Raw genomic sequence first — 19,955 nt, forward strand, 5'->3', positions numbered from 1 at the left:
CTTGCGGAGGCAGCCAGACAGCCAATCGCACAGGCGACCCAGCCTGAAAGTTAAAATTTACACCACCGCAACCTGACTAAAATGCGGCCCCTTTCCAGTACGCAGCTTTCACTACAACTCTAATAACCTATCTTATTCAAATCGCCAAACAGTCTAAAGAACTGTCAACTTCAACAGTAGATACAACGCCATGTAGAGCTTTCAATTAAAGCACGCAGCACATTGCTGCACTGATAACTGGAGGAATATCATGACTGTCCCACCCGAAGAATTCAAAGCGCTTGTGGAATATGCAAACAGCACGGAAAACTTTGTCGCCAACAAAGTTAATATTATTGCGGGAAAAGACAACTCAGGCGTTGAGTGCTGGACAATAATGGCTTTTCAGGACATTTTTGAGAAAGGCCAAAGGCCCCATGAGATACGGGCCATTCATATCATCTTGCCTAAGAGTTCTTTAGCCGCAGAGGTTGACCTATCACCCGCCGCGTCTGCAGAGCTGAAGATCAACAGTGCAAGCTATTTTAAAATTATAAACATCGACTACGAAACAAAAAAATCAACCGAGCTAACCTACCTCGGTAAAGAGGGCTCTATAAAATACAAATGGAGTACCGACCCCAGCCAAGCAGAAGGCAACTTCGGTTTCACTTCAATAGATAACAACAATCAGCCTTTTAAAGTAAATGGTTATTTTCACATATTAAATCGTGGTGCTCACACTATCTAACGGTCAGGATGAATACCGGTGCGATTTCCAGATTCGAAATCGCACCGATCCCATTTCAATACTGCTTGCGACCCCAAGCCAAAACACCTTCCAACAACGCCTTCAACACCACCCGCGTCGGCTCGGCCAGGTCAGCCCGATAACGAAACGGCTCAAACTCCTCCATATACGTGCACTGCCCCAACTCCAGTTGCACCGCATGGATAGCCTGCGCCGGGTTGCCGTAGTGCCGGGTGATGTGCCCGCCCTTGAAACGCCCGTTCAGCACATGGCTGTATTGCGGGTGCGCCGCGCAGATCGCTTCCAACTGGCTGGCCAACCCGGGATCGCAGGCGGCACCGTTGAACGTGCCGAGGTTGAAGTCCGGCAACTTGCCGTCGAACAGGTGCGGGATGACTGAGCGGATAGAATGCGCATCGAACAGCAATGCGTAGCCGAATTCGGCCTTGAGCCGCGCCAGTTCGCGCTGCAGGGTCTGGTGATAGGGCGTCCAGATCTGCTCCAGGTAGGTCGCCCGTTCCTCTTTCGACGGCTCCTTGCCTTCGCTGAACAACGGCACGCCATCAAACAACGTCGCTGGAAACAGGCCCGTGGTCGCGCCGGCATACAGCGGCTTGTCGTCAGATGGCCGGTTCAGGTCGATCACAAACCGCGAATACTCGGCCGCCAGGGTGCTGGCCCCCAGCTCTGCCGCAAAATCGTACAGCGCAGGGATATGCCAGTCGGTATCCGGCAGGCCTTGTGCCTCGGGGATCAAGCCCGCCGCCACCGCAGGCGTCAGGCGCAGGCCGGCATGGGGCATGCTGATCAGCAGCGGGGTGCTGCCTTGTTTGAAGTTCAGAACCTTGTCCACAACGCTACTCCTTACACAGTGACGTCGACGCCATGGCGCACGACGCGTTTATCCAGCTCGCCGCCCAGCCAGTAGGCCAGGTCGGCGGGGCGATCGATCTGCCAGGCGACAAAGTCCGCCACCTTGCCCACTTCCAGCGAGCCGTGGGTGTCACCCATGCCCAGCGCCGTGGCGGCATGCCGGGTGGCGCCGGCCAGGGCTTCTTCCGGGGTCATGCGGAACAAGGTGCAGGCCATGTTCAACATCAGCCGTAATGACAGGGCCGGTGAAGTGCCGGGGTTGAGGTCGCTGGCAATCGCGATCTTCACCCCGTGCTTGCGCAAGGCATCCATCGCAGGCAACTGGGTTTCACGCAGGAAATAGAACGCCCCCGGCAATAGCACGGCGACAGTGCCGGAGGCGGCCATGGCGATGGCATCTTCTTCGGTCATGAATTCCAGGTGGTCGGCCGACAGCGCCTGATACCGCGCCGCCAGGCTGGAGCCGTGCAGGGACGACAATTGCTCGGCGTGCAGCTTTACCGGCAAGCCCAAACGCTGGGCAACCTTGAACACACGCTCAACCTGCTCGGTGGAAAACGCCAGGTATTCGCAGAACGCATCCACGGCATCCACCAACCCTTCAGCGGCCAGGGCTGGCAGCATCTCGTTGCAGATATGCTCGATGTAGTCGTCGGCACGGTCCTTGTACTCCGGCGGCAACGCATGGGCCGCCAGGCACGTGGCACGCACGCTGACCGGCAGCTCCTGGCCCAGGCGCCGGGCCACCCGCAGCATCTTGCGCTCGTTGGCCAGGTCCAGGCCGTAGCCGGACTTGATCTCCACGGTGGTCACGCCATCGCGCAGCAAACTGCGCAGGCGCTTGCGGCTGCTGTCGAACAGCTCGTCTTCGGTCGCCGCACGGGTGGCGCGCACGGTGCTGGCAATGCCGCCACCGGCCGCGGCGATCTCGGCGTAGCTCACGCCCTGCAAGCGCTGCTCGAACTCACCGCTGCGGTTGCCGCCAAATACCGTGTGGGTATGGCAGTCGATCAGCCCCGGCGTGACCCATGCCCCCTGCAGGTCATGGGTCTGCCCGTAGTCGCCACTGGGCAGCTCGGCCCGTGGGCCGATCCACTCGATCAGCGTGCCGGCCGTGACCATCGCGCCATCCTCGATGATCGAGTACTCGCCCTGGGCCATGGTTGCGATGTGGCAGTGTTGCCAAAGCGTTTTCATCAACGCCTCCCTAAGTTATCGATGAGACAAAGCCGGGTCGTAATGGACCTTGGCCGCTTGCCCGGCTGCAGGCTTGACCCACAGCAGGTAGGCGACGACCAGCAGCACAATCCATGCGGCACCCACCAGCAGCGCGGCCTGGGTGTCCGGGAAGTAGCCCAGTACGCCAAAAATAAACAGCATGAAGACAATGGCCGCCGCCGGCGCATAGGGCCAGAACGGTACCGGGAATTTCAGTTCGGCGATCTGTTCCTTGCTCATCGAGCGGCGCATTGCCACCTGCGTGACCAGGATCATCAGCCATACCCAGACGGTGGCGAAGGTGGCAATCGAGGCAATCACCAGGAACACGTTTTCCGGGATCAGGTAGTTCAATACCACGCCGCCCAACAGCGCAGCGCCCATCACCACCACGGTCATCCACGGCACACCGTGGCGCGACAGTTGCGCAAAGCCCTTGGGTGCCTGCCCTTGCTGGGCCAGGCCGTACATCATGCGGCCTGCGCCGAAGATGTCACTGTTGATGGCCGAGACCGCCGCCGAGATCACCACGATATTGAGGATAGTCGCCGCCGAGCCAATCCCCAGGTTGCTGAAGATCTGCACGAACGGGCTGCCCTGGCTGCCGATCTGCGGCCATGGGTAGATGGCCATCAGCACAAACAGGGTCAGCACATAGAACAGCAGGATACGCAGCGGCACCGCGTTGATCGCCTTGGGGATTACCCGTTGCGGGTCCTTGGCTTCACCCGCAGTGATGCCAATGATTTCGATGCCGCCAAAGGCAAACATCACCACCGCAAACGAAGCGATCAGGCCGCCCACGCCATTGGGCATGAAGCCGCCATGGGCCCACAGATTGCTCAACCCACTGGCTGGCGCGTCACCGGCCGAATGCACGCCGAACAGCATGATGCCGAAGCCACCGAGGATCATCGCGACAATCGCGCCGACCTTGAGCAGCGACAGCCAGAATTCCATCTCGCCAAACACCTTGACGTTGCACAGGTTCAGCCCGCCGATCAGCAGGACAATGCCGAGCACCCAGACCCAGCGTGCGACTTCGGGAAACCAGAAGCCCATGTAGATGCCGAAGGCCGTGACGTCCGCCAGGCAGACGATGATCATCTCGAAGGCGTAGGTCCAGCCGAGGATAAAGCCGGCCATCGGGCCCAGGTAGGTGCTGGCGTACTGGCCGAAGGAGCCAGACACCGGATTGTGCACGGCCATTTCACCGAGGGCGCGCATCACCATGAACACCGCAGCGCCACCGATCAGGTAGGCCAGCAACACCGCCGGGCCGGCCATCTGGATGGCCGAGGCGGAGCCGTAGAACAGCCCGGTGCCGATGGCCGACCCCAGTGCCATGAAGCGAATATGGCGGGCGGTCAGTCCGCGTTTGAGACCTTGTGCTTGCTGGTGCATTTCTCGTCCCTAATTATTGTTATCCAGAGAGAATCCGAACCTATGGACGATCACCTGTGGGAGCTGTCGAGCCTTGGCGAGGCTGCGATGGCGGCGGCACAGGCAACATTTACATTGCCTGGTCCACCGCTATCGCAGCCTCGCCGGGCGAGACAGCTCCCACACGGGATCGGGGGAGTGTTTAGAGGCTTGGTAGCAACTTGGCGGGTACCAGCTCATTCAGGCAGCGGCTGGCCAACAGCTCACTGGCGGCATTGATGTCCGGGGCGAAGAAGCGGTCCTTGTCATAGAACCCTACTTTGGCGCGCAGGATCCCACGGGCCTGTTCCAGCTTCGGCGAGGTTTTCAGGCCATCGCGCAGGTCCAGGCCCTGGCACGCGGCCAGCCATTCCACCGCGAGAATGCCACGGGTGTTTTCAGCCATTTCCCACAGGCGCTTGCCGGCAGCCGGGGCCATGGAGACGTGGTCTTCCTGGTTGGCCGACGTCGGCAGGCTGTCGACGCTATGGGGATGGGACAGCGCCTTGTTCTCACTGGCCAAGGCCGCAGCAGTCACCTGGGCGATCATGAACCCGGAGTTCACCCCGCCGTTGCCCACCAAAAATGGCGGCAGTTGCGACATGTGCTTATCCATCATCAACGAAATACGACGCTCGCTGAGGGAGCCGATTTCAGCGATGGCCAGGGCCATGTTGTCGGCAGCCATCGCCACCGGTTCGGCGTGGAAGTTACCGCCGGAGATCACATCACCCTCGGCGGCAAATACCAGCGGGTTATCCGACACTGCGTTGGCTTCGACCACCAACACCTCGGCCGCCTGGCGGAACTGGGTCAGGCAGGCGCCCATGACTTGTGGCTGGCAGCGCAGGGAGTACGGGTCTTGCACCTTGTCGCAGTTCTGGTGGGACTGGGACACCTGGCTGCTGTCGCCAAGCAGGTCGCGATACGCGGCCGCCGAGTCAATCTGCCCACGCTGGCCACGGGCCGCATGAATGCGCGCGTCGAACGGCGAGCGCGAGCCCAGCACGGCTTCGACGGTCAGGCCACCGCAGGCGATGGCGGCGGCAAACAGGTCTTCGCCTTCAAACAGACCGCGCAGGGCGTAGGCGGTGGAAACCTGGGTGCCGTTGAGCAGCGCCAGGCCTTCCTTGGCCGCCAGGGTCAGAGGCGTGAGGCCGGCGACTTTCAGCGCCTCGGTGGCCTCCAGCCATTGCCCTTTGTAACGGGCCTTGCCTTCGCCCAGCAGCACCAGGGACATATGGGCCAGCGGCGCCAGGTCACCGGAAGCACCCACCGAGCCCTTGAGCGGGATATGTGGGTAGACCTCGGCGTTGATCAGGGCGATAAGCGCGTCGATCACCTTGCGGCGAATCCCGGAGAAACCCCGGCTCAGGCTGTTGACCTTGAGCACCATCACCAACCGCACCAGCGCATCGCTGATCGGTTCACCCACGCCGGCAGCGTGGGACAACACCAGGGAACGCTGGAGGTTTTCCAGGTCTTCGCTGGCGATACGGGTCGAGGCCAGCAGGCCAAAACCGGTGTTGATGCCATAGGCAGTGCGGTTCTCGGCAAGGATCTGCTCGACACAGGCAACACTGGCTTCGATCTGCGCCGTGGCGCTGTCATCCAGGCTGAGGGTTACCGGCTGCTGGTAGATGGCACGCAGTTGGGCAAGGCTCAGTTGGCCTGGAATCAGATTTAGCGCGGTCACATTCATGCTCCTTTTGAAATAGGGTTCAGTGCACATTCGGTAAAGCGTGGTTCAGCAAATCGGTGTTCTTGAGCAGCGTGGCGGCGGTCGCGATATCCGGCGCCAGCCAGCGGTCCTGTTCATAGGCCGGGACCTGCTCGCGCAGCAGGCGCCAGGCGGTGTGGGTGCCGGCGCCGAAGCGTTGCTCCTTGAGGAACTCAAAGGCCTGGGCCGCCAGCAGGTATTCGATGGCGAGGATCTGGGTGACGTTGTCCAGCACCGCGTGCAGTTTGAGCGCGGCATTGGTGCCCATGCTCAGGTGGTCTTCCTGCAGGCCCGAGGTGACGAAATTGTCGAGCACCGCCGGCTGCGCCAGTTGGCGATTCTGACCACAGAGGGAAGCGGCGACGTACTGCACGATCATCATCCCCGAGTTAACCCCGGGGTTGCTCACCAGGAATGCCGGCAGGCCGCTGACGTGGGGGTTGATCAGGCGGTCCAGGCGGCGCTCGGCGATGGCGCCGATTTCCGCCATGGCGATGGCCAGCATATCCGCCGCCAATGCCACGGACTGGCCATGGGGGTTGGCTTGGGACACCACCCGGTAGTTGTCCGGCGTGCCCAGCAACAGCGGGTTGTCGGTGGCGCCGTTGAGTTCGGTCTCGATCTGCCGGGTGGCGTGCTCCAGTTGATCGCGGGCAGCGCCATGGACCTGGGGGATCGAACGGATGCTGAGCGCGTCCTGGGTGCGAATGCCCTTGCTCGCGGCAATCACCTCACTGCCATCGAGCAAGGCCCGCAGGTTGCTGGCGACCTGCTGCATGCCCGGATGCGGTTTGAGGGCGATGACCTGCTCGTCGAATGCGTCGATCTGCCCGCGCTGTGCTTCAAAGCTCATGGCACCGATCACATCGGCCCATTGCAGCAAATGGTGGGCATCGGCCAGGGCCAGGCAGCTCAGGCCGCTCATGCACGGCGTACCGTTGACCAGGCTCAGGCCGTCCTTGGCGCCAAGCACCACGGGCTGCAGGCCTTCGGCGGCCAAGGCGGCCTGGGCGGTAACGATCTGCCCGCGATAACTAACATTTCCTACACCCAGCAAGGCAATGCCGATATGGGCCATATGGGTCAGGTAGCCCACCGAGCCCTGGGACGGTACTTGCGGGGTGATGCCATGGTTGAGCAGCGCCAGCAGCGAATGCACCACCTGCGGATGCAGGCCGGATTTGCCCTGGCTGTAGTTGATAACGGCGGCGCAGATGATGGCGCGGGTCTGTTCATTGCTCAGCGGCGCACCGACACCGCAGGCGTGGCTAAGCAAGGTGTTGCGCGACAACTGGCTCAGTTGCTCGCCCTTGAGCGACACATTGCACAGGGCGCCCAGGCCGGTGTTGACGCCATAGGCGCGCTCGCCGCTGGTGACGATGCGTTGCACGATGGCCTGGGCATTATCGATGCGCGCCCAGGCCTGGCCCGACAGCGCAAGCTCAGCGCCCCAGCGAGCGACGGCGACCACGTCCTGCCAGTGCAGGGGGGTGTCGGCGATGATGATTTTTTTAGCCTGGGACATCTTCATACCTTCTTTATTTTTTTACAGCCTTGCCGGCCTCTTCGCGGGCAAGCCCGCTCCCACATTTTGATTTGTGAATGCATTCAAATGTGGGAGCTGGCTTGCCTGCGATGGGGCCAGCAGCCTCACTGCACCTGCTGGCTCAGACCACCGCCGCCCGCCGCTGAACAAACCGGTCCACATACTCATCCGCCGGCGAATGCAAAATCTCCCGCGGCGTACCGACCTGGATCAGCTTGCCGTCCTTGAGGATCGCAATGCGGTTGCCGATACGCACGGCCTCGTCCAGGTCGTGGGTGATAAACACGATGGTCTTGTGCAGGGTCTTTTGCAGCTCCAGCAACTGGTCCTGCATCTCGGCACGGATCAGCGGGTCGAGGGCGCTGAACGCCTCGTCCATCAGGATGATGTCGGTGTCCGCCGCCAACGCACGGGCCAGGCCCACCCGTTGGCGCATGCCGCCCGACAGTTGGTGCGGGTATTTGTTTTCGTAGCCCTTCAAGCCCACGGTCTGGATCCAGTGCAACGCGCGCTCGGTGCACACTGGCTTGCTTTCGCCGCGCACTTTCAGGCCGTAGGCCACGTTGTCCAGCACGCTCTTGTGGGGCAACAGGCCGAAGCTCTGGAACACCATGCTGATCTTGTGCCGGCGGAACTGGCGCAAGGCGTCCATATCCAGTTGCAGAATGTCTTCACCGTCCACCAGGATCGCGCCGCTGGTGGGGTCGATCAGGCGGTTGAAGTGGCGCACCAGGGTGGACTTGCCAGAACCCGACAGGCCCATGATCACAAAGATCTCGCCGGTACCGATGCTCAGGGACAGGTCATTGACGCCCACCACGCAACCGGTCTGCGCCAGCACCTGGTCCTTGGTCTGGCCTTGGCCAATAAGTGCCAGGGCTTCTTTTTCCCGCGCGCCGAAAATCTTGAAGACGTTTTTAACTTCGATCTTGCTGACAGTAGTCATTTGCTCGCCTCATGCCGTGGACGACCATAGGCCTGGGTAATGCGGTCGATGACCACTGCGAGAATCACAATCGCCAGGCCAGCCTCCAGGCCACGGCCGACGTTGAGGGTCTGGATACCGACCAGTACGTCTTCCCCCAGGCCACGGGCGCCGATCATCGAGGCGATCACCACCATCGACAGGGCCATCATGGTGGTCTGGTTGATCCCGGCCATGATGCTTGGCAGGGCCAGCGGCAGTTGCACGCCGAACAGCTGCTGCCAGCGGTTGGCGCCGAAGGCATTGATGGCTTCCATCACTTCGCGGTCCACCTGGCGAATGCCCAGGTCGGTCAGGCGTATCAGCGGCGGCGCGGCGTAGATCACCGTGGCAAAAATCGCCGGCACCTTGCCCAGGCCAAACAGCATCAATACCGGGATCAGGTACACGAAGCTGGGCATGGTTTGCATGATGTCCAGCAGCGGCATCAGCACCGAGCGCAGGCGATTGCTGCGCGCCGAGAGAATGCCCAGGGGAATGCCGATCAGCACCGAAATCACCGTGGCTACCATCATCAGGGCCAGGGTCTGCATCAGTTTGTCCCACAGGCCGACCGCGCCGACCAGGAACAGCAGGCCGACGATCACCGCCGTGGTCACTACCTTGCGGGTAGCGTGCCAGGCAACGCCGCCGACAATCGCCAGCATCAGCCACCAGGGCGCCATGCGCAGCAGGCCTTCCAGGTTGACGATGGCCCACAGCAAGGTGTCGGAGATCTGCCGGAACACATCACCGTAGTTGGTCACCAACCCATCGACCCAACCGTTGACCCAGTCGGCGATGGAAAACGTAAAACTCTCAGGAAACATAGCGTGCTCTCGATCCAGTGGAGTGTGGCCGGGTGTCCGGCTGCCTTTTCAGGGTAGCCGGGAGCACTGTGCCTACAAGGCCGCGTCGATTTTCTTGGCTGCGTCTTCACTGACCCAGGCGTGCCAGACTTCCGGGTGTTCCTTGAGGAAAATCTTCGCCAGCTTCGCTGAGTCAATGCGCTCTTTGCTCATGCGCGCCAGGTTCTGGTTGAGCAGGTCGATCGGCAGGTTGACCTTTTCCAGCACCGCCACCAGTTCCGGGGCCTGCTCGTGGAAAGTCTTGGACAGGCCGACCTTGATGGTCACGCTTTTGTCCACGCCGGGTTTTTCGTCGAGTTTGACCAGGTCCACCTGGCCCATCAGCGGCGTCGGCGACCAGTAGTAGAACAGGATCGGCTCGCCACGCTTGTAGCTCGACAGCACCGCCGCATCCAGCGCCGGGCCGGTGCCTGGGCGGAAGTTGGTGTAGGAACTTTCCAGGCCATAGCTCTTGAGCATTTCGCTGTTGTCCAGCTCGCACGTCCAGCCGGCCGGGCAGTTGTAGAAGCGGCCTTTGGCAGGCTCTTCCTGGTCCTTGAATACCGCAGAGTACTTGGCCAGGTCGGCAATGTTTTTCAGGTCCGGCGCCTTGGCCTCAAGCTTGCGCTTGGCGTCGCCTTCGATCACATAACGCGGCACGTACCAACCTTCAACCGCGCCGACCACGGGGGCGCCGACGCCGACGACTTTGCCGGCCTTCTCGGCTTTCTTCCACACTTCGCTGCGGCCGACCCACTCCTCGGCGAAGATCTGAATATCGTTGCTGCCCAGGGCGTTCTCCATGGTGATGGAATTGCCCGGCAGGCTATCGGTTTTGCAGTCGTAGCCTTTTTCCAGGACCACTTGCAGGACGTCGGTCAGCAGCATGCCGCTTTCCCAATTCAGGCCAGCGAACTTCACCGGTTTGCCTGACTCGCACCAGCCGGCCGCCTGGGTGGCGCCAGCGCTGGCCAGCAAGCCTGCGGCGAGCAATGGGGTCAGCAGGGTCTTATGCATTTTCATTGTGTGACGCTCCCAATCATGAAATGGATTACGGCAGTCAAAAGGCATCCTGCCTCGTCCACGTCCCATCAGGCTTGTGCAAGCTGCCCGGTTGTTGTTGGCGTAGCGCCCTGCTCTACCGGCAGGATCAGTCGCTGCGGAATCTCGCCGTGCCATTTTTTTGCACACACGTAATACAGGGCGGCAGGCAGTACCAGGCCGATGATCCAGGAAATATCCACACCCCCCAGGCTGGCCACTAGGGGGCCGGTGTAGAACTTGGTGGCGATGAACGGCAACTGCACCAGCACACCGAACACATACACGCTGATACCCAGCGGGTTCCAGCGGCCATAGCGACCGTTCGGATCGGCCAGCGCCGGCACGTCATAGCGATCGCGGGTGATGCAGTAGTAGTCCACCAGGTTGATTGCACTCCAGGGCGTAAAGAACGCCAGCAAAAACAGGATGAAGGACTTGAACGCACTGAGGAACGAGTGCTGGCCGAGCAACGCGATCAGGGTCGCCGCGCCGACGATCAACAGCACGAAAACCAGGCGCTGCAAACGCGTCACCTCCATACGCCCCCGAAAACCGCTGACGATGGTCGCAATACACATGAAGCTGCCGTAGGAATTGAGCGTGGAGATGGTGACCTTGCCGAACGCGATGCTGAAGTACAGCAGCGCCGCCGTAGCACCGGTGCCGCCCAGGCCCACGATGTAGGCCACTTCGTTACCGGCAAATTGCCCGTTGGACATGGCGGCGGCAAACACCCCGAGGATCATTGCCACCTGCGCACCAATGACCGAGCCTGCGCCTGCGGCCAGAAAGGTTTTCACCGAAGACGTGTTGCTCGGCAGGTAGCGTGAGTAGTCAGCCACATAGGGCCCGAAGGCGATCTGCCAGGAGGCCGCAAGCGACACCGCGAGCAGGAAGCTGGACCAACTGAAGTGGCGGATTTGCAGGAGTGCGCCAACATCGGTCTGGCTCATCAGGCGGCTGAACAGGTAGACAAAGGCAATCACCCCAATGACGCTGGCGACACGGCCGATGAAATGGATCACCCGATAACCGAGCACCGTGACCAGCACGATGACACTGGCAAAGATAAGGATGCCGAGGCTGTCACTGACCCCGAACAACTGGCCCAGTGCCTGGCCGGAAAGCACAGTCCCGGTGGCGGTGAACCCCAGGTACATCAAGCACACCAGCACCATCGGAATGGCCGCGCCATATACCCCGAACTGCACCCGGCTGGAGGTCATCTGCGGCAGGCCAAGCCGTGGTCCTTGCGCCGCATGCAATGCCATCACCGCGCCGCCCAGCAGTTGGCCGATCAACAGACCGATCAACGACCAGAACACATCACCGCCCAACACCACGGCCAGGGCCCCGGTGACAATCGCGGTGATCTGCAGGTTGGCCCCCATCCAGAGGGTGAACTGGCTAAATAGACGACCGTGTCTTTCCGCTTCCGGGATGTAGTCGATCGAACGCCTTTCGATCAACGGGGTGGAGCTTGCACGTGCGTCTTTTGCAGCCATGGGGGTTCAACCTCTAATGGATTGTTATTCGGTGACGCGGATAAAACAGGTCTTGTGTACACAGCAGGTCAAATGTGGGAGCTGGCTTGCCTGCGATACGCACAACTCGGTCTGTCAGGCAGACCACAGTGATGCCATCGCGGGCAAGCCCGGCTGCCACAGGAACCGAGCCAGGCGCTACTTGATCATCGGGAGGTTGAGGCCCTGCTCCTTGGCGCAGTCGATAGCGATCTGATAGCCCGCATCGGCGTGGCGCATTACCCCAGTGGCCGGGTCGTTGTGCAGCACGCGGGCAATCCGCTCGGCGGCTTCGTCGGTACCGTCGCAGACAATCACCATCCCCGAATGCTGGGAGAAGCCCATGCCTACGCCGCCACCGTGGTGCAGCGAAACCCAGGTCGCACCGCTGGCGGTATTGAGCAGGGCATTGAGCAGAGGCCAGTCGGACACGGCATCGGAACCGTCCTGCATGGATTCGGTTTCGCGGTTGGGGCTGGCCACCGAACCGGAGTCCAGGTGGTCACGGCCGATCACCACCGGCGCCGACAGCTCGCCGCTGCGCACCATCTCGTTGAATGCCAGGCCAAGCTTGGCGCGTTGGCCCAGGCCGACCCAACAGATGCGCGCCGGCAGGCCCTGGAAGCTGATGCGCTCGCGGGCCATGTCCAGCCAGTTGTGCAGGTGGGCGTCGTCGGGGATCAGCTCTTTGACCTTGGCGTCGGTCTTGTAGATATCTTGCGGGTCGCCCGACAGTGCCGCCCAACGGAACGGGCCGATGCCACGGCAGAACAACGGACGGATGTAGGCCGGCACAAAACCCGGGAAGTCGAAGGCATTTTCTACGCCCTCTTCTTGTGCCATCTGACGGATGTTGTTGCCGTAGTCGAAGGTCGGAATGCCTTGTTTCTGGAACTCGAGCATCGCTTTGACGTGCACGGCCATCGACTGCTTGGCCGCCTTGATCACGGCGGCGGGCTCGGTCTTGGCGCGGGCGCGGTACTCGTCCCAGGTCCAGCCGGCTGGCAGGTAGCCATTGAGCGGGTCGTGGGCGCTGGTCTGGTCGGTGACCATGTCCGGGCGCACGCCGCGCTTGACCAGTTCCGGGAGAATTTCGGCAGCGTTGCCCAGCAGGGCGATGGAGATGGCCTTGCCTTCCTTGGTGTACTTGGCGATGCGCGCCAGGGCGTCGTCGAGGTCGGTGGCTTGTTCGTCGACATAGCGGCTGTTCAAGCGGAAGTCGATGCTGACCTGCTGGCATTCAATGTTCAGCGAGCACGCGCCGGCCAGGGTCGCGGCCAGAGGCTGGGCACCGCCCATGCCGCCGAGGCCGGCGGTGAGCACCCAACGGCCTTTGAGGTTGCTGTCGTAATGCTGGCGACCAGCCTCAACGAAGGTTTCGTAGGTGCCCTGGACGATGCCCTGGCTGCCGATGTAGATCCAGCTGCCGGCGGTCATCTGGCCGTACATGGCCAGGCCCTTGGCATCCAGTTCGTTGAAGTGTTCCCAACTGGCCCAGTGCGGCACCAGGTTGGAGTTGGCGATCAGTACGCGGGGCGCGTTGCTGTGGGTCTTGAACACGCCCACCGGCTTGCCGGATTGCACCAGCAGGGTTTCGTCGTCGTTCAGGTGGGTGAGGCTTTCGACGATCTGGTCGTAGCACTCCCAGTTACGCGCCGCGCGGCCGATGCCACCGTATACCACCAGCTCTTTGGGGTTCTCGGCCACTTGCGGGTCGAGGTTGTTCATCAGCATGCGCAGCGGTGCTTCAGTCAGCCAGCTTTTGGCGGTAAGCGTGTTGCCACGGGCGGCGCGGATTTCAACGTCGCGGTACTTGGTAGGCTTGTTCTGGGAAAAGTCAGTCACAAAAAACTCCTCAGCAATCGATGCGCGAACACGATGGTGCGAAGAGGATGTCCAGCGACTCTTATGCACACACCTTTACTTGTACATACAAGCATATGCAATCAAGCGGCCAACTTCTGCGCCATGTGCCTAAGATTTTCTTGTGGGGTGCGTGTAAGCCTCGGAAAACAAGGCTTCCGGGCTTGATGAAATTTCTTACAGAGGGGTTTTGAAGTGCCGGGGGATTGCTACTGAAGCAGGGCATTGCGCCATGCTGGGGCATTCGGTAACAACTTGGTGCGGGACTGGAAACAGATTTTGTAGCTAATACATAACCGATGTGGGAGCTGGCTTGCCTGCGATTGCGATGCGTCAGACACATTGCTATCGCAGGCAAGCCAGCTCCCACATTTTTAAGCGCGTGCGGTCAGTTCGATGATGCAGCAGCGGCCAGTTACTGCAATGTCCAGCAGCCCGGTGTTACCGTCCACCTGCAAACAATCATGATGCCCCAGCACTTGGCCCAGCACCTTCACCTCATCCGCCACACTGAACACCAGCACGGTGTGCGCGGTGCTGAAAAACTGCTGCACACCATCCACCCACTGCAAACGCGCGTGGTAACGCTGGGGCGAATAGATCAGGTTGAAATCGCGGATCGGCCCGGTGATCAGGCGGCACGCCACCTGGCTTTCACCGCTGAAGGCAAACGGTTGCAGCGGTAACAACCCGCGCTGCTCCTCACCGTCCACTGTCAGCACCATGCCCGCGCCCTGGATCACGGTGATGACCCGCTGATACCCGGCAAACGTGGAAAAGCCGCCCGATTCGCCAATATCGGCAATCGACAGGCGCCAGCCAAAGCCGTCGAGGCCATGGCCGGCGTCACGGGTGATTTCTTCGGTGCTGCCGCCACCGTTCTTCCACGGCATACGCACGTAATCGGCAGCACGCCAGACCTTTACTGCATTCATTTGCTGAAACGTCCTTCGAGGCTATGACGGGAGCCGGGGTGGATCAGACGCGCAGCGGTCACCGGCTGGCGGCCGGACCAAGTGCGCCGACGAATCAGCAGGCATGGCTCGCCGGCCTCGATCTGCAGCAGCTTGCACTCCTGTGCGTCGGCCAGGATCGCTTCCACCACATGCTCACCCTCGGTCAGCGGTGCCACCTGGTTGAGATAGGCATAGGGGGTTTGCTGGGTGAAATCCTGTTGCAGGTATTCGGGGGCGACCAGTGCATTGACGAAGCGGTCTTCGATTTGCACCGGGATATCGTTTTCGTAGTGCACGATCAACGAGTGGAACACCCGCCCGCCTTCACGCATCTCCAGGGCCACGGCACGTTCGGAGCCAGCGGCCTCTTCGCCCAGGGTAATGACTTTGCAAGTGTGGCGGTGGCCGCGGGAGGCGATCTCATCGGCGATGTTATGCACCTCGAACAGCGCCGACTGGCTCTTGGGCTCGGCGACGAAGGTGCCGACGCCTTGCATGCGCACCAGCAGACCTTCGGCGGTCAGCTCCCGCAGCGCCCGGTTGATGGTCATACGGCTGAAGCCCAGTTGGTTGACCAACTCGCTTTCCGACGGCACGCGATAGTGCGGCGGCCAGTTGCCGTTGAGAATCTGCTGGCTGATCATCTGCTTGACGCGGGCATACAAGGGCGCCGGACTTTCGTCCATGTGGGCAGCCAGCGGGGACTTGGCGGGCGGAGTCGGCACGGGGAATCCTTGCAGGGGGAAAAGATGCATAGATTGCCGGAGTTTACCGAGCAGGCAAACGTCTGTATATGTATATACAAATAAACACACGACCGGGGTGCCTTGATCATGTCCGCTTTCTTTGCCGAACGCGCGCTGCTGCCTAATGGATGGGCCACTGATGTACGTCTTGAAGTCAGCGCCGACGGCCTGCTGACCAACGTAACGGCCAATGCCAGCGCAGACGGCGCCGAGCGGCTCAGAGGCCCGTTGTTGCCAGGCATGCCAAACCTGCATTCCCATGCATTCCAGCGGGCCATGGCAGGGCTGGCGGAAGTCGCCGGCAACCCCAATGACAGCTTCTGGACCTGGCGCGACCTGATGTACCGCATGGTCGGCCAGATCAGCCCCGAGCAACTGCAAATCATCGCCCGCCAGCTGTATATCGAAATGCTCAAGGCCGGCTACACCTCGGTCGCCGAGTTCCACTATGTACACCACGATGTCAGCGGCCAGCCGTACGCCGACCCCACCGAACTGTCACGCCAGATCAGCCTGGCGGCGGCCAGCAGCGGGATCGGCCTGACGTTGCTGCCGGTGCTGTACAGCCACTCGGGCTTTGGCGGCCAGGCGCCGAACGAAGGCCAGCGGCGGTTTATCAACAGCACCGAAAACTACCTGGACCTGCAAGCGCGTTTGCAACCGATAGTGGCCGCGCAACCGGCACAGCAACTGGGCCTGTGTTTCCACTCATTGCGCGCGGTAACGCCACAACAGATCAGCGCAGTCCTGGCCGCCAGTGACCAGGCCTGCCCGGTGCATATCCACATAGCCGAACAGCAAAAGGAAGTCGATGACTGCCTGGCCTGGAGCGGCAAGCGCCCGCTGCAATGGCTGTATGACAATGTCGAAGTGGACCAGCGTTGGTGCCTGGTACATGCCACCCACGCCAACCCTGAAGAAGTGACGCTGATGGCCCAGAGCCGAGCGATTGCTGGGTTGTGCCTGACCACTGAAGCCAACCTGGGCGACGGGATTTTCCCGGCTGTGGACTTCCTGGCCCAGGGCGGGCGCATGGGGATTGGCTCAGACAGCCATGTGTCATTGAGCGTGGTCGAGGAACTGCGCTGGCTGGAATACGGCCAGCGCCTGCGCGACCAGCGGCGTAACCGGCTGTATCGCAGCGATCAACCGATGGTCGGGCGTACGTTGTTCGACGCCGCCCTCGACGGCGGCGCCCAGGCCCTGGGCCAGCCGATTGGCCGCCTGGAAGTGGGCAAGCGCGCCGACTGGCTGGTGCTGGACGGCAACGATCCGTACCTGGCGACGGCCAGTGAAGACGGGATTCTCAACCGCTGGCTGTTCGCCGGGGGTGATCGGCAAGTGCGTGATGTGCTGGTCAATGGCCAGTGGGTGGTGCGCGATGGGCGGCATGCTGGCGAGGAAGAAAGCAGCCGGGCCTTCACGCAGGTTCTTAGAGACCTACTGTCCTAACAGTACATCCCATTGAAGGAGCTGGTTTGCCAGCTCCTACATGCACCTCTTCAGCTACAGATTTGCGGACACTGCTCGCGGACTTCTCCCACAAACTCATCGGCAGTCGCCTTGAGCCAAGCAAATAGCCGGGCGATATCCGGCTCAGACTGTCGCCCGTTTCGACAAATGATGTAGTACGCCGCCGGCGACATCATCACCGGACCGTTCAACGCCAGCAGGCTCCCCTCTTTCAGCGCGTCATACACCAGCGCCGTCCTGCCCAGGGCAATCCCACTGCCTTTTGCGGCCAGGCTGATGGCCTGGCTGGAATCCGGAAATCGCGGGCCACGGTGATACGGTGGAGCCGCCAGTGCCTGGAACGCAAACCAGCTTTCCCAGCCCGGGCACACTTGATCGTCGACCCGGTGGATTAGCGGGTGCCGGGCGATATCCTCCAGCGAAATATCGCCATTGCCCCGCACAAACTCTGGGGAGCAGACGGGGAATACCGCATCACGCATCAGCAGTTCGACGTGATGCTCCGGATAGTCGCCGTACCCCATCACCACGGCTACGTCGTATTGATGGGCGCCCAGGTTATCCGTACTGGTCAACATCAGGTCCAGGTTGAACGAGGCCTCGGTATGCGAGCCGTGCAGCCTGGGGATCAGCCATGTCGAGCAGAGGGACGAGGTACACGAAAGGTACAGCGGTTGAGGTGTGTCCGGGCGCAGGGAGTGCAGCACGCCATCCAGCTCGCGGAAAAATCCAGCGGTCACCGGCAGCAAGGCCTGCCCCGCTTCAGTCAGCGTGACGCCCCGCGAGTGGCGCTCGAACAACTGCACGTCCCACCACGCTTCCAGGCCCGCAATCTGATGGCTGATGGCACTGGCTGTGAGGTTGAGCTCAGACGCCGCACGCGCAAAGCTGCCACATTGCGCAGCGCTGACAAAGGCTTGAAGCATAGGAGTCGGTGGCGGGCGCTGGGCCATCAGGTGCTCACTTTGATCAGGATGATCCCGCAAACAATCACCAGCGCCGAAAGCGTCCGCCGCCAGCCGAACCGCTCACGAAAGAACAGTGCAGCAATAATGGCGCCGATGATAACACTGGTTTCCCGCAGTGCTGAGACCTTGGCCACCGCGTCCAAGGACAGCGCGAACAACACCAGGCCGTAGGACGCCAGGTAAAAAACCCCGCCCAGCATGCCCACCCGCCACTGACGGCCAATCGCCTGGACAAACTGCGTACGCGCCTTGAGAAACGCCAGCAACGGGATTGGAATACTCTGGAACACCGTCAGGTAAATGATGTATTGCAGCACCGTCTCACTGGCTCTTACACCCTTGGCGTCCACCACCGTGTAAGACGCAATAAACACTCCCGCGCCCACCGCCATCAGGATCGGCCGGAGCATCAGCGTCGTCATCCTGCGCACAAACGTCAGGCTGATGATCCCCAGGCAAATCAACAACACCCCTGCCAGCGCCTGGAAAGACAGGTGTTCGTGCAGCAGAAAGTAGGAAAACAGCGCGACCAGTACCGGCGGTACGCCGCGCATTACCGGATAGACCTGGCCGAAGTCGCCCGTTTCATAGGCCTTGATCAGAAACAGGCGATAGATCGTATTGAGCACCACCGAGAGCAGCACATAACCCCAAACCTGCAAGCTCGGCACATTGACCAGTGGCAACGCCGCGAGACAGATCAGCAATGCCGTGCCATCGACCAGGGCCAGGGTCATGAAGCGACTGCTGCCGGCCCGGACAACGGCGTTCCAGGTGGCGTGCATAAAGGCGGAGATCAGGACCAGGGTGACCGCAATATCGGAGTTGTCCATGGAGTCGGCTGTTCAGAGGAAAAGGCGGGTATTTAACTCAGCCTCGCGCGCTGACCAGAAGCGAATCCTCATCAGCACAGCCATCAAAATCCATCATGGTTCCCGACGCGGTCAAACCCTGCGGGCAAAAAAAAGGGCGGGTTTATTAAAAAACCCGCCCTTTCTATTTCGCATTACTGCGACGTCTTGGCCATCTGCTTATCCGGCGTACGCCAGATCAAACGCGTGGTGTCGTAACCCTGCTGGCGTGCCCTGCTGAGCAGGTCTTCGCGGGTGTCGGCGCTGACGGTCGGCGTGCGCGACAGCAGCCACATGTAGCGCCGGCTCGGGCTGCCGACGATGGCGGTCTTGTAGTCGTCGCTGACGTACAACACCCAGTAATCGCCCTTGGCCACGCCCGGCAACAGCGCGGTGAACCAGTTATTGAATTCGACCCACAACTTGTCGGTCTTGCCCGGTACTTGCGGCGTGGCCGTGCCCTTGGCTTCTTCCCACTTCCACTCGGTGGTCAGGCAGCGGTTGAACACTGACATGTCGCCATCGGGCAGCAGGGAGTAACGGGCCTCGGACTGCGCGCAGTTACGCTGGAAGTACATGGGCAGGCGGGCCAACTCGTACCAGGTGCCCTGGTAACGCTTGAGGTTGACGCTGCCGACGGTCTTGGGTTGCAGATCATCGCCAGAATGGCTGGCGCAGCCTGCCAAAAACAGGCTGGCGCAAAGGTATAAAACGAAACGCATCATTCTTCTTCTCCCGCAGGCTTGCGCCCCGGTTTACTTCAGGCCTTGCCCGGAAAACATCAGAACTTTGTCACCGGCGTACTGCACGCTGATAAAGCTGGTTTTATCGCCCCAGGTGCAACTGGACATGCCCAGCGCGCCGGAACAATCGGTGGGCTTACCCAGCAACGACTCCACTTCAGCCTTGGCCATGCCAGCCGAGAGCTTTTGGTAGTTTTCCTGGGTGACCTTGCTGCAAGCGGCCAATAGGACGCAAAAGCACAAGAGTGCGAGACGGCGTAACGACATGGTAGAGCTCCTGGAGGGACACGCAGCAGTGGGGGTCTGCCAGAAGCTTAGAAGGGAAAAGGGGGGTCTGGTTCCCGGAAGGCAAAAACAAAAAAAGCCCCCTGTGGCGAGGGGGCTTGTCCCGGTACAAACCGGGGACATCGTTTACATTTCTAACCGGGGACATGGTTTACAGGTTAATACGCATGGTCAGGAGGTAT

18 protein-coding genes are annotated in these 19,955 nt (G+C 61.0%); 2 read left to right on the forward strand and 16 right to left on the reverse strand.

Features of this window, described 5'->3' with window-relative positions:
- Positions 1–250 precede the first annotated feature (250 nt).
- A complete protein-coding gene (locus tag BHC62_RS20090) occupies positions 251–730 on the forward strand; it encodes a hypothetical protein (RefSeq protein WP_070995905.1) in 480 nt (159 codons plus the stop codon).
- Between the two features lie 55 nt (positions 731–785).
- On the opposite strand, the gene hutG is transcribed toward BHC62_RS20090, so the two are convergent.
- The 12 genes from hutG to hutC all read right to left on the reverse strand — a co-directional run bounded on the left by hutG (position 786) and on the right by hutC (position 15,393).
- A complete protein-coding gene (gene hutG, locus BHC62_RS20095) occupies positions 786–1,583 on the reverse strand; it encodes an N-formylglutamate deformylase (protein WP_070995906.1) in 798 nt (265 codons plus the stop codon).
- An 11-nt stretch (positions 1,584–1,594) separates the two neighbouring features.
- Positions 1,595–2,800, reverse strand: coding sequence for an imidazolonepropionase (gene hutI, locus BHC62_RS20100; protein ID WP_070995907.1), 1,206 nt, complete (start codon positions 2,798–2,800; stop codon positions 1,595–1,597).
- A gap of 15 nt (positions 2,801–2,815) precedes the next feature.
- Positions 2,816–4,225: an amino acid permease gene (locus BHC62_RS20105; RefSeq protein ID WP_070995908.1), complete on the reverse strand. Its 1,410-nt coding sequence runs from the start codon at positions 4,223–4,225 to the stop codon at positions 2,816–2,818.
- Between the two features lie 181 nt (positions 4,226–4,406).
- Positions 4,407–5,945, reverse strand: a complete 1,539-nt coding sequence (hutH, locus tag BHC62_RS20110) for a histidine ammonia-lyase (protein WP_143007563.1) — start codon at positions 5,943–5,945, stop codon at positions 4,407–4,409.
- Between the two features lie 19 nt (positions 5,946–5,964).
- Positions 5,965–7,488 (reverse strand): histidine ammonia-lyase, encoded by a 1,524-nt coding sequence (gene hutH, locus BHC62_RS20115; RefSeq protein ID WP_029295960.1) that lies wholly within the window; start codon positions 7,486–7,488, stop codon positions 5,965–5,967.
- 142 nt (positions 7,489–7,630) lie between these two features.
- Positions 7,631–8,455 (reverse strand): glycine betaine/L-proline ABC transporter ATP-binding protein, encoded by an 825-nt coding sequence (locus BHC62_RS20120; RefSeq protein ID WP_050492906.1) that lies wholly within the window; start codon positions 8,453–8,455, stop codon positions 7,631–7,633.
- Entirely contained in the window at positions 8,452–9,303 is an 852-nt protein-coding gene (locus BHC62_RS20125) for a proline/glycine betaine ABC transporter permease (RefSeq protein WP_070995909.1), read from the reverse strand. Before BHC62_RS20125 ends, BHC62_RS20120 begins: the two co-directional genes overlap by 4 nt.
- A gap of 72 nt (positions 9,304–9,375) precedes the next feature.
- Complete coding sequence (locus BHC62_RS20130; RefSeq protein ID WP_029295953.1) at positions 9,376–10,344, reverse strand: ABC transporter substrate-binding protein; 969 nt, start codon at positions 10,342–10,344, stop codon at positions 9,376–9,378.
- A gap of 68 nt (positions 10,345–10,412) precedes the next feature.
- Positions 10,413–11,870 carry a cytosine permease gene (locus tag BHC62_RS20135; protein WP_070995910.1) on the reverse strand — a complete coding sequence of 486 codons (1,458 nt, stop codon included), beginning with the start codon at positions 11,868–11,870 and terminating at the stop codon, positions 10,413–10,415.
- Between the two features lie 177 nt (positions 11,871–12,047).
- A complete protein-coding gene (hutU, locus tag BHC62_RS20140; protein WP_070995911.1) occupies positions 12,048–13,733 on the reverse strand; it encodes a urocanate hydratase in 1,686 nt (561 codons plus the stop codon).
- A 392-nt stretch (positions 13,734–14,125) separates the two neighbouring features.
- A complete protein-coding gene (locus tag BHC62_RS20145) occupies positions 14,126–14,686 on the reverse strand; it encodes a HutD family protein (protein ID WP_029295947.1) in 561 nt (186 codons plus the stop codon).
- Positions 14,683–15,393 (reverse strand): histidine utilization repressor, encoded by a 711-nt coding sequence (gene hutC, locus BHC62_RS20150; RefSeq protein WP_237150459.1) that lies wholly within the window; start codon positions 15,391–15,393, stop codon positions 14,683–14,685. The genes BHC62_RS20145 and hutC overlap by 4 nt, the downstream gene beginning before the upstream one ends.
- Before the next feature lie 147 nt (positions 15,394–15,540).
- Between hutC and BHC62_RS20155 the strand changes: the two genes are divergently transcribed.
- Positions 15,541–16,905 carry a formimidoylglutamate deiminase gene (locus BHC62_RS20155; RefSeq protein ID WP_070995912.1) on the forward strand — a complete coding sequence of 455 codons (1,365 nt, stop codon included), beginning with the start codon at positions 15,541–15,543 and terminating at the stop codon, positions 16,903–16,905.
- A 50-nt stretch (positions 16,906–16,955) separates the two neighbouring features.
- On the opposite strand, the gene BHC62_RS20160 is transcribed toward BHC62_RS20155, so the two are convergent.
- From BHC62_RS20160 to BHC62_RS20175, 4 genes are all read right to left on the reverse strand, one after another.
- Positions 16,956–17,879, reverse strand: a complete 924-nt coding sequence (locus tag BHC62_RS20160) for a LysR substrate-binding domain-containing protein (protein ID WP_070995913.1) — start codon at positions 17,877–17,879, stop codon at positions 16,956–16,958.
- The gene (locus BHC62_RS20165) at positions 17,879–18,727 is read right to left on the reverse strand and encodes an EamA family transporter (RefSeq protein WP_029295938.1); all 849 of its coding nucleotides are present in this window, start codon (positions 18,725–18,727) and stop codon (positions 17,879–17,881) included. The genes BHC62_RS20160 and BHC62_RS20165 overlap by 1 nt, the downstream gene beginning before the upstream one ends.
- A gap of 173 nt (positions 18,728–18,900) precedes the next feature.
- A complete protein-coding gene (locus BHC62_RS20170) occupies positions 18,901–19,470 on the reverse strand; it encodes a lipocalin family protein (RefSeq protein WP_070995914.1) in 570 nt (189 codons plus the stop codon).
- Between the two features lie 30 nt (positions 19,471–19,500).
- On the reverse strand, positions 19,501–19,755 hold the full coding sequence (locus BHC62_RS20175) for a hypothetical protein (RefSeq protein WP_029295934.1): 255 nt from the start codon (positions 19,753–19,755) through the stop codon (positions 19,501–19,503).
- Between the last annotated feature and the right edge of the window lie 200 nt (positions 19,756–19,955).

The organism is Pseudomonas sp. 06C 126, from assembly GCF_001855215.1.
Classification (GTDB): domain Bacteria; phylum Pseudomonadota; class Gammaproteobacteria; order Pseudomonadales; family Pseudomonadaceae; genus Aquipseudomonas; species Aquipseudomonas proteolytica.

Bases quoted from the DNA above. Each gene is read 5' to 3' on its own strand.
- BHC62_RS20145 (WP_029295947.1), bottom strand. From the start codon at position 14,686: ATGAATGCAGTAAAGGTCTGGCGTGCTGCCGATTACGTGCGTATGCCG.
- BHC62_RS20120 (WP_050492906.1), bottom strand. From the start codon at position 8,455: ATGACTACTGTCAGCAAGATCGAAGTTAAAAACGTCTTCAAGATTTTC.
- BHC62_RS20130 (WP_029295953.1), bottom strand. From the start codon at position 10,344: ATGAAAATGCATAAGACCCTGCTGACCCCATTGCTCGCCGCAGGCTTG.
- BHC62_RS20170 (WP_070995914.1), bottom strand. From the start codon at position 19,470: ATGATGCGTTTCGTTTTATACCTTTGCGCCAGCCTGTTTTTGGCAGGC.
- BHC62_RS20090 (WP_070995905.1), top strand. From the start codon at position 251: ATGACTGTCCCACCCGAAGAATTCAAAGCGCTTGTGGAATATGCAAAC.
- BHC62_RS20125 (WP_070995909.1), bottom strand. From the start codon at position 9,303: ATGTTTCCTGAGAGTTTTACGTTTTCCATCGCCGACTGGGTCAACGGT.
- hutC (WP_237150459.1), bottom strand. From the start codon at position 15,393: ATGGACGAAAGTCCGGCGCCCTTGTATGCCCGCGTCAAGCAGATGATC.
- BHC62_RS20160 (WP_070995913.1), bottom strand. From the start codon at position 17,879: ATGGCCCAGCGCCCGCCACCGACTCCTATGCTTCAAGCCTTTGTCAGC.
- BHC62_RS20105 (WP_070995908.1), bottom strand. From the start codon at position 4,225: ATGCACCAGCAAGCACAAGGTCTCAAACGCGGACTGACCGCCCGCCAT.
- BHC62_RS20165 (WP_029295938.1), bottom strand. From the start codon at position 18,727: ATGGACAACTCCGATATTGCGGTCACCCTGGTCCTGATCTCCGCCTTT.
- BHC62_RS20175 (WP_029295934.1), bottom strand. From the start codon at position 19,755: ATGTCGTTACGCCGTCTCGCACTCTTGTGCTTTTGCGTCCTATTGGCC.
- hutH (WP_029295960.1), bottom strand. From the start codon at position 7,488: ATGTCCCAGGCTAAAAAAATCATCATCGCCGACACCCCCCTGCACTGG.
- hutH (WP_143007563.1), bottom strand. From the start codon at position 5,945: ATGAATGTGACCGCGCTAAATCTGATTCCAGGCCAACTGAGCCTTGCC.
- BHC62_RS20155 (WP_070995912.1), top strand. From the start codon at position 15,541: ATGTCCGCTTTCTTTGCCGAACGCGCGCTGCTGCCTAATGGATGGGCC.
- hutI (WP_070995907.1), bottom strand. From the start codon at position 2,800: ATGAAAACGCTTTGGCAACACTGCCACATCGCAACCATGGCCCAGGGC.
- BHC62_RS20135 (WP_070995910.1), bottom strand. From the start codon at position 11,870: ATGGCTGCAAAAGACGCACGTGCAAGCTCCACCCCGTTGATCGAAAGG.